At 34.1% G+C, this 24,447-nt stretch carries 19 protein-coding genes and 1 riboswitch; of the genes, 16 read left to right on the top strand and 3 right to left on the bottom strand.

Going from position 1 to position 24,447, the window contains the following annotated elements; translation table 11 throughout:
* Nucleotides 1-254 precede the first annotated feature (254 nt).
* Nucleotides 255-1,073: a MerR family transcriptional regulator gene (locus RTP52_RS04285; RefSeq protein WP_312106017.1), complete on the bottom strand. Its 819-nt coding sequence runs from the start codon at nt 1,071-1,073 to the stop codon at nt 255-257.
* A gap of 173 nt (nt 1,074-1,246) precedes the next feature.
* Here RTP52_RS04285 and RTP52_RS04290 point away from each other — a divergent pair, with 173 nt between their 5' ends.
* From RTP52_RS04290 to RTP52_RS04325, 8 genes are all read left to right on the top strand, one after another.
* A complete protein-coding gene (locus tag RTP52_RS04290; protein WP_312369415.1) occupies nt 1,247-1,879 on the top strand; it encodes a YitT family protein in 633 nt (210 codons plus the stop codon).
* 159 nt (nt 1,880-2,038) lie between these two features.
* A riboswitch (NiCo riboswitch) is annotated at nt 2,039-2,139 on the top strand.
* Nucleotides 2,140-2,233: 94 nt separating this feature from the next.
* Nucleotides 2,234-2,680: a hypothetical protein gene (locus RTP52_RS04295; protein WP_312369417.1), complete on the top strand. Its 447-nt coding sequence runs from the start codon at nt 2,234-2,236 to the stop codon at nt 2,678-2,680.
* Nucleotides 2,646-3,902 carry a hypothetical protein gene (locus RTP52_RS04300; RefSeq protein ID WP_312369419.1) on the top strand — a complete coding sequence of 419 codons (1,257 nt, stop codon included), beginning with the start codon at nt 2,646-2,648 and terminating at the stop codon, nt 3,900-3,902. The genes RTP52_RS04295 and RTP52_RS04300 overlap by 35 nt, the downstream gene beginning before the upstream one ends.
* A gap of 223 nt (nt 3,903-4,125) precedes the next feature.
* Nucleotides 4,126-8,397, top strand: coding sequence for a pectate lyase family protein (locus RTP52_RS04305; protein ID WP_312369420.1), 4,272 nt, complete (start codon nt 4,126-4,128; stop codon nt 8,395-8,397).
* A gap of 322 nt (nt 8,398-8,719) precedes the next feature.
* The gene (locus tag RTP52_RS04310; protein ID WP_312369422.1) at nt 8,720-9,553 is read left to right on the top strand and encodes a MerR family transcriptional regulator; all 834 of its coding nucleotides are present in this window, start codon (nt 8,720-8,722) and stop codon (nt 9,551-9,553) included.
* 451 nt (nt 9,554-10,004) lie between these two features.
* Nucleotides 10,005-10,631 carry a biosynthetic peptidoglycan transglycosylase gene (locus tag RTP52_RS04315; protein WP_312369424.1) on the top strand — a complete coding sequence of 209 codons (627 nt, stop codon included), beginning with the start codon at nt 10,005-10,007 and terminating at the stop codon, nt 10,629-10,631.
* A gap of 321 nt (nt 10,632-10,952) precedes the next feature.
* Nucleotides 10,953-11,702 (top strand): GTP pyrophosphokinase, encoded by a 750-nt coding sequence (locus RTP52_RS04320; protein WP_312369426.1) that lies wholly within the window; start codon nt 10,953-10,955, stop codon nt 11,700-11,702.
* Nucleotides 11,703-11,764: 62 nt separating this feature from the next.
* Nucleotides 11,765-12,295: a hypothetical protein gene (locus RTP52_RS04325; RefSeq protein ID WP_312369427.1), complete on the top strand. Its 531-nt coding sequence runs from the start codon at nt 11,765-11,767 to the stop codon at nt 12,293-12,295.
* Between the two features lie 198 nt (nt 12,296-12,493).
* On the opposite strand, the gene RTP52_RS04330 is transcribed toward RTP52_RS04325, so the two are convergent.
* Nucleotides 12,494-12,937 (bottom strand): hypothetical protein, encoded by a 444-nt coding sequence (locus RTP52_RS04330; protein ID WP_312107616.1) that lies wholly within the window; start codon nt 12,935-12,937, stop codon nt 12,494-12,496.
* Between the two features lie 442 nt (nt 12,938-13,379).
* On the opposite strand from RTP52_RS04330, the gene RTP52_RS04335 reads away from it, so the two are divergent.
* The 6 genes from RTP52_RS04335 (at nt 13,380) to RTP52_RS04360 (ending at nt 19,453) form a co-directional block, all read left to right on the top strand.
* A complete protein-coding gene (locus RTP52_RS04335; protein WP_312369428.1) occupies nt 13,380-14,180 on the top strand; it encodes an aminoglycoside adenylyltransferase domain-containing protein in 801 nt (266 codons plus the stop codon).
* A gap of 158 nt (nt 14,181-14,338) precedes the next feature.
* The gene (locus RTP52_RS04340) at nt 14,339-15,814 is read left to right on the top strand and encodes a GNAT family N-acetyltransferase (protein ID WP_312369429.1); all 1,476 of its coding nucleotides are present in this window, start codon (nt 14,339-14,341) and stop codon (nt 15,812-15,814) included.
* Between the two features lie 291 nt (nt 15,815-16,105).
* On the top strand, nt 16,106-17,329 hold the full coding sequence (locus RTP52_RS04345; protein ID WP_312369430.1) for a LuxE/PaaK family acyltransferase: 1,224 nt from the start codon (nt 16,106-16,108) through the stop codon (nt 17,327-17,329).
* Complete coding sequence (locus RTP52_RS04350; protein WP_312369432.1) at nt 17,326-18,573, top strand: acyl-CoA reductase; 1,248 nt, start codon at nt 17,326-17,328, stop codon at nt 18,571-18,573. The genes RTP52_RS04345 and RTP52_RS04350 overlap by 4 nt, the downstream gene beginning before the upstream one ends.
* Nucleotides 18,574-18,584: 11 nt before the next feature.
* Nucleotides 18,585-19,211 (top strand): hypothetical protein, encoded by a 627-nt coding sequence (locus tag RTP52_RS04355; RefSeq protein ID WP_312369434.1) that lies wholly within the window; start codon nt 18,585-18,587, stop codon nt 19,209-19,211.
* A gap of 92 nt (nt 19,212-19,303) precedes the next feature.
* Nucleotides 19,304-19,453 carry a hypothetical protein gene (locus RTP52_RS04360; protein WP_312369436.1) on the top strand — a complete coding sequence of 50 codons (150 nt, stop codon included), beginning with the start codon at nt 19,304-19,306 and terminating at the stop codon, nt 19,451-19,453.
* Between the two features lie 100 nt (nt 19,454-19,553).
* Here RTP52_RS04360 and RTP52_RS04365 read toward each other — a convergent pair whose 3' ends face one another.
* Nucleotides 19,554-20,747: an aldo/keto reductase gene (locus RTP52_RS04365; protein WP_312369437.1), complete on the bottom strand. Its 1,194-nt coding sequence runs from the start codon at nt 20,745-20,747 to the stop codon at nt 19,554-19,556.
* Nucleotides 20,748-21,079: 332 nt separating this feature from the next.
* Here RTP52_RS04365 and RTP52_RS04370 point away from each other — a divergent pair, with 332 nt between their 5' ends.
* Together RTP52_RS04370 and RTP52_RS04375 are read left to right on the top strand one after the other, a co-directional pair.
* Complete coding sequence (locus tag RTP52_RS04370; RefSeq protein ID WP_312105085.1) at nt 21,080-21,781, top strand: ThuA domain-containing protein; 702 nt, start codon at nt 21,080-21,082, stop codon at nt 21,779-21,781.
* A gap of 394 nt (nt 21,782-22,175) precedes the next feature.
* Nucleotides 22,176-24,320, top strand: a complete 2,145-nt coding sequence (locus RTP52_RS04375) for a HelD family protein (RefSeq protein WP_312369439.1) — start codon at nt 22,176-22,178, stop codon at nt 24,318-24,320.
* Nucleotides 24,321-24,447 lie beyond the last annotated feature (127 nt).

The following is a 24,447-nucleotide window of genomic DNA, read 5'->3' on the forward strand; positions in this document are numbered from 1 at the left end:
ACAAAGCAAGGAAGAATGGAACAAAGCAAGGAAAGAATAGAACAAAGCAAGAAAAAAATAGAACAAAACAGGAAAGAATGGAACAAAACAAGGAAAGAATAGAAACCTAAGGATTTCATGAATTGGATTTCTATTCTTCTTTATTTTCTTTAAAGGTGTATTTTTTGTTTGAATAAAACCATTTTCTGGTTCAATCACAGGATAAAGTTGAAATAATAGGAGAAAAATTATGAAGATTTAAAGGAACGTATCTTCTATATTTTTTCAATTTTTATCTGTATTTCAGTAACATAATCTTCGGATTTTTTAGTAGTTAAACTATCTAAAATACAATATTCATAGGCGGGGGAGGCTATCTGATAACCTTCCTTTTTTATATAATCAAGAAGGAACTGATAAGTATCAGTAATATTTTTATAAGGTCCTTGGTGATAACATTTTGCATAAGTCCCCTTTGCTTTCTTATGATAGGTCCCTTTTTCTGGTGCTATTTGCAGTGGAAGAAATGCAAATTCGAAACAGATAAAATTGCCTGATAATAGATTTTCTTTGGAAACCATATCACCTATTTGATAATAATATGGATAGTTATTATTATTCGCTTTCGTTAACAGTCTTTTTATGGCTAAATCAACTTCTAATAGCCCGTTAGGAGTTGTTACCGGTTCTATTGCAAAATATTCCGTTTTTTCTAATGTAGTTATCTGAACACGCTCATTGACACGGTCAAACTCTTGCAAAGTTCTTAATTTATAATTCAATCTATTTTCGATTAAAGAAAGCTGTTTTATCTTTTGTTTTATTTCTTTTTGCTGATTTTTTAGTAGGGTTATGGCATTATCGCTGTTACGATGATTCATAAAATCTTTGATTTCCTTTAAGGATAATCCAATTTCCTTAAGTATTAGTATGCTATCTAATACTTCGATTTGATCTGCAGTATAGTAACGGTAGTTATTATTGGAGTCAACTAATTTTGGCTTAAATACATCCTCCTTATCATAGTAGATAAGGGTCTGCTTGGATAGTCCGCTCAATTTAGCAATTTCACCGACTGTAAACTTCGTATTCATGAATGATAAAAACCTCCAATATTTTTCTTGACAATATAGTTACTATATCCTTTATAGTATATCATGTCAAGAAAGTCATACGTATGGCTTTCTTATTTTATTCAGAGAAAGTTTCATTGAATTGCATATGAAATAAATAGGGAAAGAAATTAATCAGTTTTGTGGAGGTTGAAATGAAGAAATTTAACATAAGAAAAGATGCAATCAAGCATTATGGCATTCTTTTATTAGGAGTTGCTATATTAGCCTTTGGATTATTTAATATACACAGCCAAAGTAATATTACGGAGGGCGGTGTACTTGGAATGATTTTATTATTAAAACATTGGACGGGACTCTCTCCAGGAATCACAGGGATATTCTTAGATTCCTTATGCTATTTTATTGGATTTAAATTATTGGGTAAGGAATTTTTAAAAAATGCTTTGATTGCTAGTGTAGGATTCTCCTTCTTTTATAATATTTTTGAACATATTGGATTTATTATTCCTGATTTAAGTAGTATACCATTGCTTGCAGCTATATTAGGTGGATTATTTGTTGGTATCGGTGTTGGTCTTGTAGTTCGTATGGGTGGCGCTTCCGGTGGTGATGACGCCCTTGCATTGATAATTGCTAAACTTTCTGGATGTAATATTTCAAAAGCATATTTTGCAACTGATTTTGTTGTACTATTATTGTCACTTAGTTATATACCAGTACAAAAAATATTTTATTCTTTGATAACTGTTACTTTATCCTCGTATATAATAGGACTTATACACAAGGACAAAAAAAAGGATAACAAAGAGGTAGCTACCTGTTAGGTATCAAGACTGCTTTTCTTGCAGTTGTTCGATAGTCAGATAGATAATCGAACGGAAATGATTGATGTATATAAAATAAAGCCAAATTGCTATAAATGATTGCTCATGATATAATAATTTAGTATCTTTATATTGTAATATGTTCTTAATGAGATACAAATAGTAAAGACTGAGCAGGCGATGGACCTTTTTAAGGTCATGGGGCTGGGCCATCTAATTATGGCAGCAGGTGATTATGGATGCACATCTGTGGGACAGTAAGTATGTTCCCATAGATGTGCTTTTTTTGTACATAAAATAATATTATTTAAATAAAGAAATCATTCTGACTGCTATTATGAAAGGAGCGTTTTTATGAATAATGTTAAATCTATAAAAGCTATGAGCAATGTCGTTTTGAACATAAACAAACAGTACTATATTAAAAAGTATGGAATTGATTTCTATAAAAAATTTAAAAAAGGCGTAAATAATAAACTGAATGAAATAGTGCCTGTAGTTCCTGATATAGGAGAACATAAATCCAGCTATTTCATGGTTATTTTTTATATAGCTTGGTTTAAGGTTTTAAAAGAAGCCAATGTATCCACAAATGATGCTAATTTTATTATCTGGGATGCTACAGAAAATTGCTTAAAGAAAATCCCCGGTATATTGATACCTTTCGCAAAAAAGATGTACATATTATGGGTTAATTTGGGAACATTATTTCTTGAATGTCTATATTTAACTAACCGCCTAGCATTCAAGAAAGGAGAGATTGTAAATGAACCCGTTTCAAGAAAAACCGAAATCTGTTGACTCCGCTTTTAAAAATTGGAGTGGAATCTACTTAAGACCTTATAATAAACATGAGGTAAGTCCATATACGAAAACCAGAATTATCTTAATGAATGGAACAGAATTTGAATCTGTTTGGTTTGGACACCAAACTCAGAGAAACTGTCCGAATAATGATATTCGTAGAGACTTAGCATTGATAAGAAGAGTGGAACAGCAACAACAAAAAGCTATCGCTTCGTTAAAACCTAAGGATGAGACAATTTTAGAGCATACCATAAGCTATGAGCAGCTAGCGGTTGATCTTACCGCTGAGTTAGCGAAGAGAGAGCCAGATAAGAATGTAAAAGCTGCTCTTGATTTTGCATTGCTAGAAGACTTTGACCATTTATATCGTTATTCGGATTTGTTAGAGGCTACGATGGGGGTTAAGTCAGAGGAATTGGTTGGCAATTATGCTGAGATTATGCCAGGTCGTCCTACCATTTCTGAGCATCGTTATCCATTTGATAATGTGAGATTTTTTATTAATTGTAAATCGGCTACCCCAATTACGAAGCTAAATGTAGCTATTATTACAGCGGCAGAACAGCAGACGATGAACTATTATATGAATGTGGCTGCTTTATATGATCATGATGATCTTGGAAGACAGTTGTATCAAGAAATAGGACTAATTGAGGAACAGCATGTTACTCAATATGGTAGTTTATTAGATACTAAGACAACATTCTTAGAAAATTTGCTTATGCATGAGTATACCGAATGTTATCTTTATTATTCTTGCTTTGAGGATGAAACTGACCTTTATATCAAAGGTATCTGGGAAGAGCATCTTCATCAGGAAGTTGCTCATCTTCATATGGCAGCAGACATGCTAAAGAAATATGAGAAAAAAGATTGGCAGGAAGTAATACCAGATGGTAATTTCCCTCAACTATTAACGTTACACGAGAATAAAGCATATGTACGTGATATTCTTGCAAATACCGTTCATAACACATCCAAAAAAGAAGAGTATGTAAATGTAGCTTCCTTAAGTAGTGATGAGAATTTCTTCAAATTCCAGAAGGCTGTAAATGAGCCAGTGGAAGAAGTGCCAACGCATATAGTGATACAATCCTATATAGATTCTAAGGGTGAGGATTATCGTTATCAAGATACGGATCATCCAGTACCAGCACTTAGTGATCGTACAAAAGATAATGTTTCGGTTGGACGCGAAGCAAACGCAAAGGAGTAATTGGTTATATGCCAAGTGTTGAAGCGAGGTACCTTTGGAACCCGCCTCGATACTAGATACAGGACATTTTTTAGGAGAAGGCTATGCTAGATTAGCCTTCTCCTATATATTACTCCTATATTTACAATTTCATTTACGAATTAAAGGTTGACTATGACAGCATGTCAGCCTTTATACTAGACTTTGTCCCAATGATTAATAATGTATTTATAGGAGGGTTTCAATGCAAAAGTTAAATTTGAAACGGCGGATAGCAATGTTCTTAGCTGCATTAATGTTGCTAACAACAATTATTCCATCGCCGCTTAGTCTGGTTGCAAAAGCATCTAGTACTAACATTGTCCTTATCGAAAGTAGTGGATGGTTAGAATCTGCATACGTGAAGTGGATGCCTATGGACGGGGTAGACGGATATGTAGTGTATGTTAAGAATGCTAATGAAGCGGATACTGCTTATGTTAAGTTAGACAATGAATTAATTAGAGAATATCCAACTTACTATAGGGCTGATGCCGTAGGGCTTTCGGAAGGTATTTATGTTCTTAAAATTGTCCCTGTTGTATCTGGGATAGAAGTTGAGGAGAGTGCAGCGGTAACTGATACTTTAATTGTATCGGCACATACAAGAGAAGGATTTGCATTTTCAGAGTTTTCAACTTACAAAACTGGTTCCGGTGGATATAATAATGATGGAACTGTAAGAAACGGCGCACAGATTATTTATCTTACCAATAAAAACAAAGATACTGTTACTTTAGATGTAATAACAGGCTCTAGTTCTGAGACTTGTACTGGTATTGCTGATATCATGCTAAAGAGAGAAAAAGGGAAAGATACAAGGCCTCTTATCATTCGTATAATTGGTAAAGTAGATACTCCCGCTGGAGTAAGTGGCTCTTTATTAAATATAAAGAAAACATCTAACGTGACATTAGAAGGTATCGGAGACGATGCAACAGCTTATGGCTGGGGTATTCTAGTTCGTGAAGGTAAAAATATTGAGATTAGAAACTTAGGAATCATGTGGTTTGGTGATGATGCAATTTCATTGGATACTAAAAATGAGAATGTATGGGTTCATAACAATGATTTATTTTATGGGGAACCAGGGCGTGCTTCAGACCAGGTTAAGGGAGACGGTTCCGTAGATATCAAAGGTTTTTCCACCAATGTAACGGTTTCTTATAACCACTTCTGGGATTCGGGTAAGTCTAGTCTAGCAGGAATGACGGAAACCCAAGAGTTTTTTATTACATATCATCATAATTGGTTTGACCATTCAGATTCACGTCACCCACGAATCAGACTTGGAAGTATACACATCTATAATAACTATTTTGATGGCGTATCAAAATACGGTATTGGAGCTGCAATGGGAGCTTCTGCATTTGTAGAGAATAATTATTTTAGGAATTGCCAATACCCAATGCTTTCTTCTGGCCAAGGTACCGATAAATATGATCCTAATACAGGTAACTATACCAATAAGGGAACTTTCTCTGGAGAAAATGGCGGTATTATTAAAGAATTTGGAAATTATATGATTGGTCAGGAACGATTTGTAAATCAAGATACAACACCAGACGCGGGACAAATTGATGCCTATACAGTGAAGAGCAGAGAGGAGCAAATCCCAGCTGATGTTGTAACCGTACAAGGAGGAACAAGATACAATAACTTTGATACCGATCCTAGTAGAAGATATCCATATTCCGTAGATTCTGCAGAAGAAGCGAAAGCTAAGATTGAATCTTATGCAGGACGTATTAACGGTGGAGATTTTCAATGGACTTTGAGTGAAGCGGAAGATACGAATTATGAAATTATTACTGAGTTACAAGCAGAAATTAAGAATTATACATCTCAATTAGTTTCCGTTGGTGGATTAGGAGACAAAAAAGAAGAACCAACCATAGTACCAACACAATCACCAATAGAACCAACGATAGCACCAACACAGCCACCAATTAGGGGAGATTATTCACATAATTTTACAACACAAAAACTTACAAGTTCTTTCTATTTGTTTCCAGGATTGGCTAATCTGGCGAACAATAAAGGTACCGTTACATACAATGGTATGACTCTTACGGAATGTTTAAAAATGGAAACCGATACACAGATAGTTTTTACTTCGCCTGCAGATGGTATTTATACCATGGTATTTAACCATACTACTGGTAAAGTTAATGCAAAAGTGAATGGTATAAAGTATACAGGGAATGAAGAAACGGGTATTCTAACAATTCCTGTATTAGCTGGAATAAAATATGCGATAAATAAAGCAGATACTGCTAATTTATTTTATATGAGTCTATCTTTGGATGATCTAGTAATACCAACAGTAACACCAACCATAGTACCAACAGAAGCACCAACACCAACAGATAAGCCGACAGTAACACCAACAGTAGCACCAACCATTGTACCTACAGCAACACCAACACCTCCGGAGTCTGTTGTAGATGGAGACATCTTTGTAGCACCAAATGCATCAGAAACAGGAGAAGGTACAATTGTTGATCCAATGGAGCTTACAGTTGCACTGACCAAAATAAAAGCTGGTAATACAATTTGGATGTTACCAGGAAACTATAAGTACAGTGAACCGATTGTTGTAGAAAAATGGAACAGTGGTAGTTTCGGTACTTATAAGACTGTAAGAAATTATATGGGTGGCAAGGTTATTTTAGATTTTTCGGAGCAGGTGTGCTTACCTAGCAATCGTGGTCTTGTACAAGATGCAGATTACTGGAAATGGTATGGAATCGATTTTAAAGGTGCCGGAGATAATGGTATGTTACTCTCTGGACATCACAACATAATTGAAATGTGCCAGTTTTATGAAAATAGAGATACTGGTTTACAATTAAGCCGTTATGATACTGCAGCTGCAACCATAGATTTATGGCCTAGTTATAACTTAATTAAGAATTGTACATCTTTTAACAACAGCGATGCTTTAGGTGAAAATGCAGATGGTTTCGCAGCAAAGTTAACTTGTGGCGAAGGCAATGTATTTGATGGTTGTATGTCTTATAATAACAGTGATGATGGATGGGATTTATATGCTAAGTCAGAAACTGGTCCAATAGGAGTAGTAACTATTCGAAATTGTATTGCCTTTAGAAATGGTAAATTAACGAACGGATCAGGTAGTGCAAGCGGAGATATGAACGGATTTAAACTCGGAGGTTCGGGAATTGCTACACCACACATAGTTGAAAATTGTATGGCATTTGAAAATGGTGCACATGGTTTTACAGATAACAATAATCCTGCACCACTTACGTTTAAAAACATTACATCATTTAACAACAGCTATCATAGTGGAAGTAAAAAGGCTAATTTCCAGATTGATCGTGCAAACGGACCAACCGTTTACGATGCAATTGGTATCAGTACCAATAAAATCGCTTCGGATAAGATTACATCAGCGATTGGATCAAAAATTGTATATATGAATAGTGGAAAATATTATGAATATGATGGAAGTATAGGAGGAGCCTTTGATTCAGCAAATAAAGTTGGAACAGTGATTACGCCAGTTGCTACTGATATTTTTGTTAATATCGTTGCACCAGATGTATCTACTGATTTCCATACTGTATGGAGAAACTCAGACGGTTCCATGAATACTCATGGTTTTCTACAAATAAAAGAGAATAGTAAATATGCCTCATTCTCAACGGATGGTGGTTTTATTGGCGCAGTTTTTAAAGATGAGGTTATTGTAGAGCCAACCCCTGAACCAACGCCAACTCCTGAAGTAACACCAAATCCAACACCAGAAGTGACACCAAAACCAACACCAGAGGTGACACCAAGTCCAACACCAGAGGTAACACCAAATCCAAACCCAGACGTAAACCCAAAACCAACACCTGATATAACACCGAAGCCTTCTGAAGATATCGAAGTGCCGCTACTTGATCAGATTAGTGCAAATTCCAAAAATAATATTTATATCGGAGGAACAAAGGATTGGGAATGGGTAGGCTTACGTTACCCAAGTACACTAAAAGTTGTAAAGGACTTTACAAGCTCCAATACTGATTTATCTGTAAGTGAAATGAAGCTTAGTTATAAATCTAGTAGTACTAAGATTGCTACAGTAAGCCAAACCGGAAAAATTGTTGGTAAGAGTAAAGGAAAAGCTATAATATATATTACAGTAACTTTGCCGGATGGTAAAACAAAGCAATTACAACAACAAGTCACAGTAAAAGAAGCTAACTTTACGTTTAAGAGGGCAACATCGTCCATGGTGATAGGAGATAAAATTTCATTTACAGTGGAAGTCAATGGCTTTAGAACTGAAGATATTGTATGGAAAACTACAAAGCGAGATATTGCTATCGTTGGAATAAATAATGGTAAATTAACTGCTGTTGTATCCGCAAAATCTGTAGGGGATGATTATGTAGTTGTTAGTGTAAAAGATAAAAATGGCAAATTACTTTCTGTCAAAACGAAAGTGCAAATTTATAAGTAGGTTATAAACAATATAAATAAAGAAAATTTATTATCATTTCTAGTAGAGGGTGAGATTCTAAGTAGTCTCACCTTTTTACGTATAGCGACCTTAATCCAATGTCTAAAGTCAATGGGATTGTGATCGTTTTATTTCATAATTAATAAACTAATTTTATGATATCATGAAAAAGATAGATGAAAAAAACAAAATACACTAAAAAAAGACGTATAAATAATAGTAAATAATCAAAATGACGGGAAATTGACAACCAAAAGTATTATGATATAATATAATAATTACAACTAAGATGAAATATTACATGATATTTTGGGGGATTTCCATGAAATATAAGATTAGTGAATTAGCTAAATTATTAAATGTGTCAACTAACACAGTAAGACGATATGAAGGATATGGCCATATTAAATCAAAACGAGATTTAAATAATACATACAGATATTACAATAAGGGTGATCTCACTAGGTTAATGACAGTTAGATCCTTAAGAAAATATGGATTTGCACATAATGATATTATTGAGATGAAAGATTATAATATTCAAGAATTAATTCAACAGTATAAAATACAAGATCAAAATATGCAAGATGAAATAGCTTATTTGACAAACCTAAGACATCGATTAAGTGATGATCTGATTCTTTTGGAGAAAACAAATAGTATTTATCAACATCTTTACATCAGAGATTGTATTGCGTATTCCTATGTATTATATCAAAGTGGTGCAAATTTATTGTTAGAAGAAAATCGTACTAAAAAAATTCATGAATATTTATATTTGGCACCAGAAGTACAGATGGTATACATAATTAGAAAAGAAGATATTGAATGTGATGAAATAGATATCAATATGGGATGGGCTGTAAAGGTATCAGATTTAAAACAGTTTAATATTGAGGAAAATGAGTATACAGAAAGATATAATACAAGAAAAACTCTCATGAGTTTGGAAAAACTTCCTGTCAATATTGATAAAATAAACAAAAACACTTTAAATCATGAGAAAGCCATATTTCAAGAACCATTTTCCTATATGAGAAAACATAATCTTAGGTTAGACGGTGATTTATTAGGAGTTAAAATAGCTACGATAACTGAAAATAATGAAGAATTGGAATATATTTTGTTCAACATTCCAATCGCTGAAAACGATTGAGAAATTATAGAACGAGTAATCTCTTTCATAGCAGTAATCAAGTTAAATAAAGCAGTTGTAGCTTGCTTAGAACGTAATATATTAAATAATTTTTGAGGATGTAATATAATATTAGAGTAGTAATAAGAAGCAGACAAGATGTATTTTGTCTGCTTCTTATTTTATTTAAAAGCAAAATTTTTAGTTTTCAATATTACATAAATGTAAGTTATCTGTAAGATGAATCGATGGATGATAAAATTTCTTCATGATATAATTTCATCATAAAATACGAGGAAAGAAATGAATCCTCAACGAGATAGTTTTTAATTAAAAGATAGATAAACTTAGATACTTAATATATTTTCTGTTATACGAGGAGCTATTGGCTCTATGATAAAGCAATCAGAAATAGAAAACTGCGAAAACGAAAGATTAAGCGAGTTTTTGCAAGATATATGAGGAGGTTTATATGAAGAAGAAATATATTTGGATATTTAGTCTAATAATACTCTCAGCATTTATATTCTGCTTTTCCAAAGCTATACCGGTCATTTCAAGTGGATATAAAATGTATCAAAATGCAGTAAAAGAAAATAGCGTGGAAAGCGTTGTTGATAATATCAAAGAAAAAGAAGGGTATTTTAAACTTAATACAATTCCAGAAGACTATATCAAGGAGTTGATACAATCAGAAGATAAACGATTTTATTACCACTTTGGTATGGATCCAATTGCAACTACGAGAGCAATGTTTCATAATGTAATGGCAGGTTCTTTTGTGGAAGGTGGAAGTACTATTAGCCAACAGCTTGCAAAGAATATGTACTTTTCATTTGAAAAAAAGATGGAAAGAAAAGTGGCTGAAGTACTTGTTGCTTTTGAATTAGAAAGAAATTATTCAAAAGATGAAATTTTAGAGCTATATCTTAATGTTATTTATTTTGGGGAAGGCTGCTATGGGGTAAAAGAAGCAGCAAACCATTATTATGGTGTTGAACCACAAAATTTAAGCGAAGAGCAGATTGGAGAATTAGTGTTTACGATTAAGAGCCCAAATAATTATAACCCTAATGTTTATGCAGGGGAAGGGGCTTAATACTCCCCTCCCAAGACCAACAACGCATACCATACCCAAAACTCATTTACAAAAAACGCACTAGTGTGACAGCAAGAAGTGTCACACTAGTGCGTTTATCGTTTAAATACATATTTTAAACACATATTTTTAACAAATATAATGTAAAATAGTAAAATAATACATATTCAGATGATTGTATGATTAGAGATTATATGCCTGTTTAAATTAAACGATGTCGACGCTGTTATTGATATTGCTGTAATCGGAAGACAATCTGTTAATGTAAAATATATTATTCAAATGATAAAGAATATTTATTAAGAAATTGGAGGAAAGTATATGATAAACCGATATAAACAAAATGATAAGGATGAAAAAGCTGAAATTATCAAGACATTTTTCCCTGACGATCCAGATCTAATTCTTAACTATATTTCTGATTTTAGAGAACTAATGATGAAATATAATGCTGCAATACGTGAAATTCAAACAAAACTTGAAATATTAAACGATGAGCTTTCTCTTAATAACCGCCATTCACCCATAGAAAATATAATTTCACGTATAAAAAAACCTATGAGTATTGCAAAAAAGTTAAAAGACTCAGGTAAAGAAATAACATTGGAGAGTATAGTAGAGAATTTAAATGATGTTGCAGGGATTCGCGTTATTTGTTCTTTTGTGGATGATATATATAAAGTTGCCAAAATGCTTGCCAGCCAGGATGACATCACTGTGCTAAAAGTAAAAGACTATATAAAAAATCCTAAGCCAAACGGCTATCGTAGTTATCACATGATTGTGGAGGTTCCAGTATTTTTTTCTGATAGCAAACAACCAATGAGGGTTGAAGTACAAATACGAACAATAGCAATGGACTTTTGGGCAAGCTTAGAGCATCAATTAAAATATAAAGGGAAAGATAATATTACAAAAAATATTATTACAGAAAATAATACTTTAGAAAATAATAATATAGAAAATAATTCAACAGAAGAAATTGTTAAGGAACTAAAGGATTGTGCTGAAATTATTTCACAGACTGATTTGAAAATGCAAAAGATAAAAAAATATATTGATGAAATTTAATTATTAATAAAGCATTTACCGGTTTACCGGCAAAATCGTGTCAATAAGGGAGGTAAGCCTACTTGAACCCAAAAAACAGAATTGAAGTATTCCTAAACGAAGGTGACGACCTGTTTGAACGGTATTATCCACCTGAAGATTTTCATTTAAATTCTGATCTTGTAGAATACATTATTTCTAAAATTAGTATTCTTAGAAATCAAGAGCATGAAATATTCTTTTTTAGTAATAGTAATATTGATATTTCACCTTTGAAAACTGCAATCACAAGTACATTTTCCGATCGTTTGGAAACTAATCAGTTTTTTTCCAGGAAAAACAAGATTAAGGCGATTATTCTAGGGGTTTTAGGAACTATTATTGGACTGATTTTTCTGGGATTGTGGGATTCTTATGTCTACTTAGCTGGTATTTTAAGTGTAATAAGTTGGGTTTTTTTATGGGCTGCTACAGAGATTTACTTTTTGGATAACAGGGAAATAAAAAATGAGATTAGAAAATGTAAGTATATTCTTAGCGCTGATATAGAAATAAAACATTCAGATATGAGAAGACGAAAGGATGGCGAATTTACATCACAGAAAGATGATTAATTGTATGAAACAATTATTTACTTTTAGAATTCCGGTTAAGTAAAAGCAACGGAATTTTATTAGTATAACGTGAAAGAAAAATAGAGAAAAATAAAAAACACGTCCATTATAAGGCGTGTTTTTTGTATATTAAAATCTAATCTTTCCTGATTTCTCATAACAATACCTCCCAAAATGATAAAATTTGCTTCGCATATCTCAGAAGTCTTTCGGTGGTGTATATTTATGTTTCTCTATTGGCTTTATTCTCTTACCACAGCGTGGACAATATTCATCTCTTAAAGAAACTCTATTGAGAAAACGTCCGCAAAATGGACAACAATTATAATAAAGACCTGCAAGTGAGTATCCCATTAATATTAGGGCTCCCAAACCCATAACAGCCATACCCAAATAATTATTATATATTGTAAGTAAACACCCCAGAAAAATCATAGCAAGCATAGCGATAGAAAGCATTGGTGCCACTTTTCTATATTTCCAATTTATTTTTGTTTTTTGATTTATTTCTTCTATTATTTCTTGTTCTGGTCTAGGACGTCTTGTTGAGCGTCCTCCACAGGTGCAAATGGAAGTAGCACAATCTAAAGAACGTCCACAAGTTAAGCATATGAAATTTGAGCTCTTCGTATTATCAACCAATAGTTTTCTCCTTATATGCCACATTTTGCTTAGTTGGTATCTGCAATGTAAGCACAAACAATCATTTGAAAAATAGTTTGCAAGTTTTCTGCCTTTTTCTATAGTATATCTGTTATATTATGGATAATCAAGGTGAACATATCCATTTATACTACATAATAAAACTAAATAATAAATGACGGAAATTTGGCTAGCATCACGGCCTTAAAACAACTGCCCCTGACTTAGTTGATCGACTGGGTATTAATGCAAGAATCAATTAGTTATGCACCAAAGTACATACGACAAATAATATATGGAAAAATCAAAGCAGATGTAGCTCAGATATTGTGTAAGAGAAGGCGTATAGTAATTTGGTAAATATTGATTTGTGCAAATTGTGATGATATAATAGGAGTTACGTATTATTCAATATTTTCTTAACATACAAGGAGAAAATAGCATGGATTTTAAAATTTACAAAACACTTCCACTAGATGTAAAAGATCAAATTGATAAGGTAAAAGATATATGGTTAACATGTTTGGGTGAATCTGTGGTAGGAATTTACATACATGGCTCTATAGCCTTAAATTGCTTTGTGGAAAATGTTAGCGATATCGATATATTAGTCATATGTGACAGGAGAATTAATCGAGAGGAAAGGCTTTCCATTTCAAGTAATATAATAAACATAGATGTAAAACCATCACCTCTTGAAATGTCAGTGATATGGTTAAACGACTTAACCCCTTGGAAGTATCCAACACCATGTCAATACCATTACAGTGACGCATGGACAGAACATTACAAGAAATTGTTAACTGGTGATATTAAGGGAAGCTTTATTGTGGACGAGGATTTCTGTGATGCGGATATCGCTTGTCATGTTCACCTTACAAATCAAAGTGGAATTTGTATTTATGGAAAACCTATTGGGGAAGTTTTCCCAGTAGTACCAGAGGATGATTTTTGGAATTCAATCAGTAATGATGTAAATGAATATGAATTCGGAGCGTATAATCCACGATATTTTGCAAGTAATATATTAATTCTCGGACGTATCCTATCCTACAAAATAGAAAAGATTATATTATCAAAGTATGATGGGGGAATTTGGGCGCGAAATTATGTTCCTGAAAAATTTCGATATATTATTGATAATGCTATAAATGAGTGGTATTTAGGCGAGAAAGGGCTAGAATATAAAGAAGAAGATTTACAAGATTTTAAGAGGTTTTTAATCAATGAAATACAGCAGTAATTTAGTGTTTACCACATAACTAATAAATAGTATCGGAAATGCTAGAAATGTTGAAAACGAAACAAGATGAAATTATGTAATGTAACGAGAACGTGAAAAGTAATGAGAACATGAAAAGTAATGGGTAAGTGATAATAAAGTAGATGAGGTACATAACGATGCTTAATATGACAGAAATAAACAACAAGATAAAAGATTGCGCCATAACATGGGGAGCTTCTGGTGCAGTTACAATTTACAAGGATGACAAATGTTGCCATAGGAATGTTTACGGTCTTGCTGATAGAGCAAAGAAGTTACCTATTACAGAGGAAAGCACCTATTTATTACCCTACCATAATCGTTTTCTAATGGGATTATGTATTGGTAAACTAATTGATGACAAAAAATTAAAGTTATCCGATACTCTTGATAAGTACATAAAAGAATATAGTCATGCTTCGAAAATAAGTGTGAAGCAACTTTGCTTAAAGCAAACTGGAATACCCGATTTTTTTAATGGACAAATTATGAAGGAACTTCAAAAAACAGATGAATATAAAAAAGTGGACGACGAAAAAAGAAGCCTCATTGAGCGTAAACTTTTGGTTTTTCCATGGTCATTTGATGAAGTACTTTCTCGTGTAAACGGCATTGAATTAACATGTGCACCTGGAACAGAGCCAACAGATGATCTTGATAACATGTCAGAAACATTATTCATACGTGAAGTAATTGAACGTGCATCTAAGAAAAGTTTGGCAGACTTTGTACAAGATGAAATATTTAAACCGTTAATGATTCATGCTGTATACAAACAGCCAGATACAAACCCTTACTCTGTATATCGGAATACTGCCTTTTTGAATAGTGAATATCAGCCGGATGAAAAAAATACATTTACAATGACTTCTGCAGAAGCAGAGAAGCTTCTGAATGCTGTTGTAGAAAAGAAGTTATTATCTGAGAAGGCATGGAAAGCTATTTCTACGGCAGTAACGTTTGGTCAAAGCATTGCCTTTAATTCACTTTATGGCTTACTAAGTGTACGTGATTTTTGTTACGGTAGCTTAGGGTGGAATTGTAATATCTGTGTAGATTGGGATACAAAACTTGGTTTTTTATACCTAACGAATAGTGAGCATATGATAAGTCGTACAAGAGAAGGAATCAAATATTTCTTGAAAGAACTTTTAGAGGAAACAGCGGCAGCATTTGTATATCCTAAGAATACGAAGCTTGTTCCTTTTAATAAAGATAACCTCTGGGATACGATGAGGCTCTCAATGCGTGATGATCAATTGGAATTCATGAACAATGCGCAAAGAGCGATATGTATAGCTTGTGCATATAAACAAAAATTGTTCGTACTAACGGAAGGGCTTCGATCGATTGGTTTAATCGCATTTACCGTTGATAAGAAACATCAGAAATACTATATAGAAAGTGTATTAATTGACCAAAAATATCAGCAGCGAGGCTTCGGTAAGATAATGTTAACGAAAGGTATTGATTATCTCAAGTTACAAGGCTGTAAGTACCTGACTATCGGAGTTCATCGATTTAATGTGGCTGCTCAAAAACTATATACATCGGTTGGATTCAGAGTGAAGACTGTTTATGATGACTTTGTAGAGATGGAAGCAGAACTATAATTGAAAAAATAAATTATTAATATCGCAATTCTTTGAAGTTAAAGAGTTGCGATTTTTATTTATGATAAGGAAAAGCTCAGGCGAGAATTAAGCAATGAAAACGTAAGTAATTCTATGAATTTTTCCATTTGCATGAGGATTATTGTAATAATAAAAATGTAAAAAATTGCTTTTTTTATTATTAATATGTTATAATATGAATAATCAATTAAAAATTTATCCTTGGTTTTGGGATAAAATTAACCGAGGAAAAGCATGTTTCGTGAACTTTTCCTTGTCATGAATTGATGAATGATTGAACCATCACAATATTTATTAAAGGGCAGGAATAGGAACAAAAAAAGGATTTATATTACTCTATATATTAGAACTATGCAAAAGGAGGAGATTGTAATAAATAACATACAAAAGTTGTATCAATCAAAAAAAATATATGATTTAGAAGGTACGGAACGGTATTTTGTTGCTGCTATCAAAGATAATATGGAGTTTCATAATCAGCATTGTAAGCGTTATGCACAGATATTAAAAAAGCAAGGGATTATAAAAGATGATATTCATTCCATCGAAGACTTACATAGAATTCCACCACTTCCGACGTTGTATTACAAAAAGAAAAGAATTGCATCCTTACCTAGTAAGAAGATGGTAATAAAAGCAACAGCTTCAGGCACAAGTGGAGTAAAAAGTAAGATAGGCTATGATGCAAAAGGGTTATATTATGGGGCTCACATGGTGTATCGTATAGCAAAGTATCATAAGCTCCTATCAACGAAACCAACCAATTATATTCTTCTCGGATTTCAGCAAGGGAAAGAAAATCAAGCAGTAACAGCAAAGACTTTGCTTGGTTCAACTTATTTTGCACCAGCGAAAGAGAGAGTATATGCGTTACAATATGTGAATGGTAGCTATGAATTTAATATAAAGGGTATGTTAAAAGCTTTAATGAAGTTTAGCAAACAATCAAATCCTGTTCGTATCATAGGATTTCCTGCATATGCCCTATTTTTGGCCAATGAATTAGAAAAAAGAAAAAAGCGTTTTACATTACCTAAGGGATCCAAAGTAATTCTTGGTGGTGGATGGAAACAGTTTTATTCAGATCGTGTAGACAAGAAATTACTTTATCAAAAGATTCAGAGGACTCTTGGAATCGAGGAAGAAAATATTCGTGAATTTTATGGTGCGGTGGAACATCCGATGCTATATTGCGATTGTAAAAATCACCATTTTCACGTACCTATCTACAGCCGTGTACTGGTAAGAGATGTAGATACTTTATTACCGGTGCCAAACGGTAAGGTGGGTATTCTAAATTTTCTTTCTCCATTGCTTTCAAGTATGCCATTAACAAGTGTTATGACAGATGATTTAGGAGTATTACATAATGGAGCCGAGTGCGGATGTGGTATCACAGCACCTTACTTTGAAGTTCTAGGAAGAGTCGGACTTTGTGACATACATACCTGTGCGTGGGGGGCAGGAGAGCTGCTGGGAGGTAATAGAATATGATATTATACGGTGGTGAAGTACTAGAATCAAGTCAAACAAAGCAGGCATTAAAAGACATATATCCTCGAATCCTCAAAACGTTGGGGCAAGGGATATTACCTTCCAAAGAAGTGATTATGGCTTGCCATCAATTATCAAAGCGTATTATCGCGGGGGAATACCAAAAACTACTCGGTGAATTTTTAACAGAGGAACAGATCGCAAAGACTGCACAGATGTTATCCGCAGAGTGTTTAGTTCGGAAGATTCGAATCGAACTTGGTGTAGCAGTTGGAGAATGTCTCCCTGAAACTTCTCATCAGATCATGCCTTTGGGTGTATTATTCCATATTGCTGCCGGTAATATGGAGGGGTTACCTGTCTATAGTGTGATTGAGGGACTTCTGGCGGGGAACATTAATATCGTAAAGCTACCGGCCTCAGATTCGGGAATTACCGTTAAGTTATTACAGGAGTTAATTAGCGTTGAACCAAAATTAAAAGATTATATCTATGTATTCGATACTCCATCCAGTCATTTGGAAGAGCTTACGGCAATGGCTAAGATGGCAAATGCTATCGTTGTCTGGGGTGGAGATGAAACAATGAAATCCGTAAGAAACTTTGCTTCTGTTGATACTAGGCTGATTGAATGGGGACATAGAAAGAGCTTTGCTTATCTTACAAAAGATGCGATTACAGACAAGGCATTAATTGAGCTTGCTACTCATATAGTAACTACGAAGCAAATACTTTGTAGCTCCTGTCAGGGAATCTATCTTGATACGGATGTAATGGAGGACTTGGACAGTTTTTGTGAAAGATTTTTACCCATCTTAGAAAGTGCGGTTGCAAAAGAGCAGCCTCTTAATATAGGCATAAGAGCGCAGATTTCGCTTCTTTTGTTTCATGATGAATTAATTGAATCAAAAGGAAAATTATACAAAGGGAAACATTGTAGTTTAAAGGCGTTACCAGATGCTGAACTAACGTCTTCCTATACCCATGCGAATCTATGGGTTAGAGGACTTAAGAGAAATGACATCATAGAGAAATTACATAAGAACAAAGGATACTTACAGACAGTAGGTTTGGTTTGTCGGGAAAATGAATGGAATGAATTATCGAATTACTTTTTCCACGCAGGAGCAACCAAAGTTACAGTTCCCAAATTCATGTCTTATATGGATGAGCTGGAAACCCACGATGGAGAATATCCACTGAGAAGATACGTAAGAATTGTAAATGGAAGAGTTTTGTCTTAGGAGGATTTACGATGAGTTCGTTTCAGGATTTACGAATTGTGGATAATTTCTACCAAACGTCAGCATTTTTCCCCATGCCGACAGTTTTAGTAAGTACCTTATCGGAAGATGGAAAAACATCCATTGGTTCCTATTCTCTTTGTTTTCCATACTACATAGCTGGCAGAGAATATTATGCTATGCTCTTAGAGTGTAGGAATTCTTCGAATACAGCGCAGAATATCTTAAGAAACGGTACTTGCTCACTTAATTTTATTGAAGATAGCCTAGAAGACTTTAAAGAAGCAGTTCGACTTGGATTTCCAGGGGAAACAGCAGCAGAAAAAATGGCAAACTGTAAATTTGCTCTTGAAGCGGGGCTTGCAGGTGAAGATGGAACCAAACGTCCTCTGATCATATCAAAAGCGTATCAGGTATTTGAATGCACTTGGATTTCTGACTTAGAAGGAGCAAGAGAAGATAGTAAAAAGATCGGTCAACTAGAAGGAGTGGAACCACCTTATCGCAACTTTAATGGGATAACTAGTAAGTTCGGAGCTCATTTTATCCTACGAATTGATAAAATACTGATGAAGAAAAAACAATACGATGCAATTATTGATGGGGTTAAAGCATCTGCGTTCGTCCAAAGGCTGTGAAAATTCCTGCGGGAAAAGAAGCGGATTTAACTTCTGTTGTGTATGCAGCAAATCGTATGGATGCGGAGATAAAATTTACAAAAGAGGCGTGTATGAAGTTAGTAAGAGTTCCACGCATTTTCCTAAAAACAGCACTGCAAGGGTGCATTGACTGGGCAAAAGAAAATGGTGTTACGTTGATTACAGAAGAACATATGCAGATGATTAGTGATAAGAGGGCGAAGGAGAAAAAAAGTAAATAAAGAAAACATATTAAAAATCCATGAAACAAAGTAAAGGTTGAAATCTTGGTCTTACAGCGTTTCATGGATTTCTGTATATTATCTATTTCTTAGCTTATGTTTAATCATTCTTAGGTTTACCTTGAAATCTTTTTTTGATCACTACACTAGTAATCTTATAGATAGGATGCTCGAATCGTCTTACAACATTTTTTAGCTGCTTTCGTATTTCTATCGTCTGTGGACAGTGGGTTTCACATTTTCCACATTGTACACAAAGAGAGGCATTACTCTTTTTGTCTCTCATCGTGGTACACATCACATACTCTTTGAAGGCTTTTTTATATCCTTCGGCATAACTAACATTATGGCATCGAAATACACCAGGAATATCAACACCTTTCGGGCATGGCATACAGTAACCACAACCAGTACATGGAATTTTTATCTTATCATTCAATGCTTTTTTCACTTGTTCAAAAAGATGCATTTCTTTTTCTCCGAGCTCACCGACAGATACGGTAGATGCAATTCGGATATTTTCTTCTAACATCTCCATAGAATTCATTCCTGATAATACGACGCTAACTTCTTCTTGATTCCATAACCACCTGAGTGCCCACTCAGCAGGACTACGTTTGGGTTCTGCCTTTGCAAATAAATCGAGTGCTTTTTTAGGAAGATTGTTAACTAATCTTCCTCCTCGTAAAGGTTCCATAATAATCACAGGAATATTTTTGCTAGCAGCCTTTTTAAGGCCAGCTACACCAGCTTGACTTTGCTCATCCATGTAATTATACTGTATCTGACAGAAGTCCCATGGGTATGCATCGAGTAATTCTTGAAATGCGGCTGTATTTCCATGATAAGAAAATCCAATGCGTTTTATGATACCTGCTTGTTTTTTTGATTCTAGCCATTCTAAAATCCCAAGATCGATTAGGCGGTTCCATATGTTAACGTCTGGCAGCATATGCATCAAGTAATAATCAATGTAATCCGTTTTCAGACGCTTTAACTGTTCGTCAAAGAAACGGTCAATATCGCCAGCCTTTTTTATAAGATAATGGGGCAACTTTGTTGCAATCATTACTTTCTCTCGGCAATTGTGTTTTTGTAATATCGTACCGAGGGCTTCTTCACTACCGGAATAGATATAGGCGGTATCAAAATAATTAATACCATGTTCAATTGCATATAAAATTTCTCGTTCTGTTTCTTCCATATCGATGGCTTTTCCCTTTTTCGGAAAACGTAAACATCCAAAGCCAAGGATAGAAAGAGAATCGGTCCGATTTGGATTTCTGTAATTCATGGTGACCTCCTAATTCATATCAAGGAAAAGTTTGCGAAGCGTACTTTTTCTTGTAGGTAAATAACGTTATTCAAGACAAGGAAAAGTTCGTAAAGGGTACTTTTTCTTGTTACATTGATAACGCATTCTTGCCAATAATTTTAACATAGTAGTTTATGTGTTACAAGCAAATGAAGGAAATAGTGAAAGGAGAAGTCGTAGAATTTTATTCTTATTTTTCATATGAAAACTTTTAAGAAACTATAGAACTATCGTTGGATATATTACATCTTAGATACATTACATCAAAAGTTAGATACATTGTATAGCAAATTCTACGGCTAAAATATAATATGAACATAACAATTTTTAATGAAGGAAGAGATGAAAAAAGAAAACCTGAAGTGCTAACGGTATATCCAGATGGAATAGGAGGAGTATTACGTGATATTGTATCAGAAATGGAGAATGCTAACCTGCTAACCATTGGTTCTTTATATGATGAGGAATGTGGTTTAACAGAGGAAATTTTAGAGAAAACAGATGTACTCATTTACTGGTCACATGGAGGTAACCATGAGTTTCCGGATGAGATAGCAAAGAGAGTAAAAGAACACGTACTACGAGGAATGGGTTTTATTGTACTGCATTCTGCTATCGGTTGTAAGGCATTTACTTCTTTGATGGGAACAACTTGTACTTTTCGATATCATCATGATGTTAAGGAATTAGTGGTTTGTTGTAACCCTACCCATCCAATTGCAGAGGGAATTGAGGATAGGTTTGAATTATCTATAGAAGAGAGCTATGGTGAATTCATGGATATTCCAAAACCAGATGATATTATTTTCCTTGGCTGGTTTAGTAATGGAGAGGTATGTCGAAGCGGATGTACTTTTACAAGGGGAAATGGCAAAATCTTTTTCTTCCAGCCTGGCCACGAGACAAATCCATCATTTTATCATCCGCAGGTACGAAAGATTATAAAGAATGCATGCCTTTGGGCAGTGCCTACAAGAAAGTTGTCTAAAGTTTCAGAGTGTGTAGCATTGTAGGAATGCTCCCACCACGTTAGATTGGGTGCTTCTCAGGCAAGTAGTCTAATGGCTACAGTAAGCGAGTTTGGGGAGTACTTGTAAGCATATAGATTAACAATATATCAATAACATATAAAAAAGGCATGCAATAAATTTGCATGCCTTAAATTGTCTTAGTTTAAGTAGTAGCTTTTTATGTTATATAATGATAAATCATGCTCACATCTGATTTTTAGCTATACTACATTATCTATCTTACCACATCTTAAATTATAAGTCTAGTATTAATTTTTTTTTCTGTTAAAATTTTTATCAGAAGGGAAATCAGTGTACAAAAATTCGAAAACGTTGCGTTTGAGTTGCATTTGAGTTGTATTTGAGTTGCATTTGGAAGAAGGAATAGGGCGCTACAATGTATAGAAAGCAGCGCAGGAATGGAGAAAATATGGAATTAGATCGTTATAGCAGAGAGTATGAAGAGCAACATTTAAAAGAATGTGTGAACGTAATCGAACAAAATATTGAGAAATATGCGAAACAAGAAGCGATACTTGCGGGTGATATAAAAGAAATGTATGACCATTATCATGATGATAGCCCAGAGATTTATACAGAGTTATCGAATACAATGACCATGCATGGAAGTATTAAGATGGCACTGAATAAAAACCGAAAAGCGCTACAGAAGCCTTATTTTGGGCGAATTGATTATTTGGATCATGAAGATGACAAAAAGAGTACCTTATATTTAGGGAAGAACGGTGTCATGAAAAGTGCTACTGAGATAGAAGTAATCGACTGGAGGGCACCGATTTCCAGTGTATATTATGAAAGTGAGGTAGGAGGATGTAACTATAGAGTTCCAGAAGGAGAGTTAAGAGAGATAACGCTTAACCTTAAGAGAACTTATGAGGTTGAGAAAGATAAATTGCTTGATTTTTATGATTCTGAGGTTGTTGCCAATGATGAGCTATTAACGAAGTATCTCGCAAAGAATAAAGAAGCGGTATTAGGTGAGATTATTGCAACGATACAGAAGGAACAGAATGATATTATAAGGCAATCCCCTTTTCATAATGTTGTTGTGCAAGGGGTTGCCGGAAGTGGTAAGACTACGGTTGCGATGCATCGGATCTCCTATATTCTTTATAACTATCCGGAGAAGTTTCGACCAAAGGAGTTCTTCATTATAGGTAGTAACCGAATCTTATTAGATTATATCACAAGTGTATTACCTGACCTTGATGTTTACGGAATTAATCAGAAGACGCTAGAGCAGTTTTGTTTATTCTTATTAGATGAAGAGATTATTGAAGAAAAGTATAAAATAATATCTCACAATCAAAAGAATAAGAAAGAATATAAAAAATTTGCGGAGCGAAAAGGGTCATTATCCTACCTAAAGGAGCTAAAGACTTATTTAAATCAGAGAGAAATTGAAATGATTCCTAGAAAAACAGTAGTCTATGAGGAGGAAGTTCTTTTTTCAGAAGAAGCATTTGATGATTTTATGAAAAACAATCAGAGGTGGTCAACACATGCGAAAATCACTATGTTAAATGAAAGAGCTCTGAATAAAATTAAGAACTACTTTACCGGTAGAGATTATGAATATGAAAAAGAAGAAAGAAAAGCGGCGATTAAGCAATTTAACAATTATTACGGTCCAAAGAAGTGGAAATATTCGATTATCACTCTCTATCAAGAATTCTTACAATGGATGCTTACAAAAACCGAAGGAGAGGAACAACTTGGAATCAATGATTGTATTTTAAGTCTTTCCAAAAAAGAGGTAGATGTTTATGATTTAGCAGCGTTGTTGTATATCAAACGACGCATGGTACTCACAGAGGACATGGAAGATGCAAAGCATGTTGTAGTCGATGAAGCCCAAGATTATGGTGCTATGGTATTCGGTGTTTTACGTTATGTACTTCCTCGTTGTACATTTACCGTGATGGGAGACGTTTCTCAGAATATTAATTATGATTCTGGTATGAATGACTGGGAATCATTGAAACAAGAGGTGTTTAACAAGGATCGAGATACCTTTGGTGTATTAGCGAAGAGTTATCGTAATACAATAGAAATCTCAAATTATGCGACCAGTATCTTATCACATTGTTCGTTCCCTACGTTTCAAGTAGAACCAATTATCCGTCATGGAGCTGTGGTTGCTAAACTTCAGGTGACAAAGGAATCAGAGATGGTATCAAATGCGGTAAGAATTATTAAGTCTTGGCAGGAGAATGGATATGATACAATCGCTGTTATCTGTAAAGATAGTGAGAGTACAGAAGTGGTAAGTAAACTTCTTGGTAAACAGATGGAGGTTATGGAAGGTAGCTTAGAAAATGCAGTATTTTCAAAAGGAGTTATGGTACTTCCGATTCAATTAACTAAAGGCCTTGAATTTGATACAGTTCTGTTATGGAATCCAAATCAAGAGAGTTATGAGAAAAATGATGCGAACGCAAAACTTCTTTATGTAGCTGCAACAAGAGCTTTACATGAGCTAACAATGGTTTATCAAAATGAGCTTTCAGAATTATTGTAAGATTTGTTTTGGATGACAGATAGAGAAGATGCAGCTTCAATTCCTAATGGATAAAATGCTATAAAATAAGAGAAGGGCATATAGGTGAGATGCCGTTTCCGTAGGACTAAAAAGAAAGTAAATAATT

This window comes from Lachnoclostridium sp., assembly GCF_031997925.1.
Lineage (GTDB): Bacteria > Bacillota > Clostridia > Lachnospirales > Lachnospiraceae > Lachnoclostridium.

Excerpts from the sequence above, each read along its gene's own strand:
- RTP52_RS04345 (WP_312369430.1), top strand. The coding sequence starts at position 16,106 with ATGATTGAACCATCACAATATTTATTAAAGGGCAGGAATAGGAACAAA.
- RTP52_RS04305 (WP_312369420.1), top strand. The coding sequence starts at position 4,126 with ATGCAAAAGTTAAATTTGAAACGGCGGATAGCAATGTTCTTAGCTGCA.
- RTP52_RS04295 (WP_312369417.1), top strand. The coding sequence starts at position 2,234 with ATGAATAATGTTAAATCTATAAAAGCTATGAGCAATGTCGTTTTGAAC.
- RTP52_RS04360 (WP_312369436.1), top strand. The coding sequence starts at position 19,304 with ATGAAGTTAGTAAGAGTTCCACGCATTTTCCTAAAAACAGCACTGCAA.
- RTP52_RS04350 (WP_312369432.1), top strand. The coding sequence starts at position 17,326 with ATGATATTATACGGTGGTGAAGTACTAGAATCAAGTCAAACAAAGCAG.
- RTP52_RS04290 (WP_312369415.1), top strand. The coding sequence starts at position 1,247 with ATGAAGAAATTTAACATAAGAAAAGATGCAATCAAGCATTATGGCATT.
- RTP52_RS04320 (WP_312369426.1), top strand. The coding sequence starts at position 10,953 with ATGATAAACCGATATAAACAAAATGATAAGGATGAAAAAGCTGAAATT.
- RTP52_RS04335 (WP_312369428.1), top strand. The coding sequence starts at position 13,380 with ATGGATTTTAAAATTTACAAAACACTTCCACTAGATGTAAAAGATCAA.
- RTP52_RS04365 (WP_312369437.1), bottom strand. The coding sequence starts at position 20,747 with ATGAATTACAGAAATCCAAATCGGACCGATTCTCTTTCTATCCTTGGC.
- RTP52_RS04310 (WP_312369422.1), top strand. The coding sequence starts at position 8,720 with ATGAAATATAAGATTAGTGAATTAGCTAAATTATTAAATGTGTCAACT.
- RTP52_RS04375 (WP_312369439.1), top strand. The coding sequence starts at position 22,176 with ATGTATAGAAAGCAGCGCAGGAATGGAGAAAATATGGAATTAGATCGT.
- RTP52_RS04315 (WP_312369424.1), top strand. The coding sequence starts at position 10,005 with ATGAAGAAGAAATATATTTGGATATTTAGTCTAATAATACTCTCAGCA.
- RTP52_RS04370 (WP_312105085.1), top strand. The coding sequence starts at position 21,080 with ATGAACATAACAATTTTTAATGAAGGAAGAGATGAAAAAAGAAAACCT.
- RTP52_RS04285 (WP_312106017.1), bottom strand. The coding sequence starts at position 1,073 with ATGAATACGAAGTTTACAGTCGGTGAAATTGCTAAATTGAGCGGACTA.
- RTP52_RS04340 (WP_312369429.1), top strand. The coding sequence starts at position 14,339 with ATGCTTAATATGACAGAAATAAACAACAAGATAAAAGATTGCGCCATA.
- RTP52_RS04300 (WP_312369419.1), top strand. The coding sequence starts at position 2,646 with ATGAACCCGTTTCAAGAAAAACCGAAATCTGTTGACTCCGCTTTTAAA.
- RTP52_RS04355 (WP_312369434.1), top strand. The coding sequence starts at position 18,585 with ATGAGTTCGTTTCAGGATTTACGAATTGTGGATAATTTCTACCAAACG.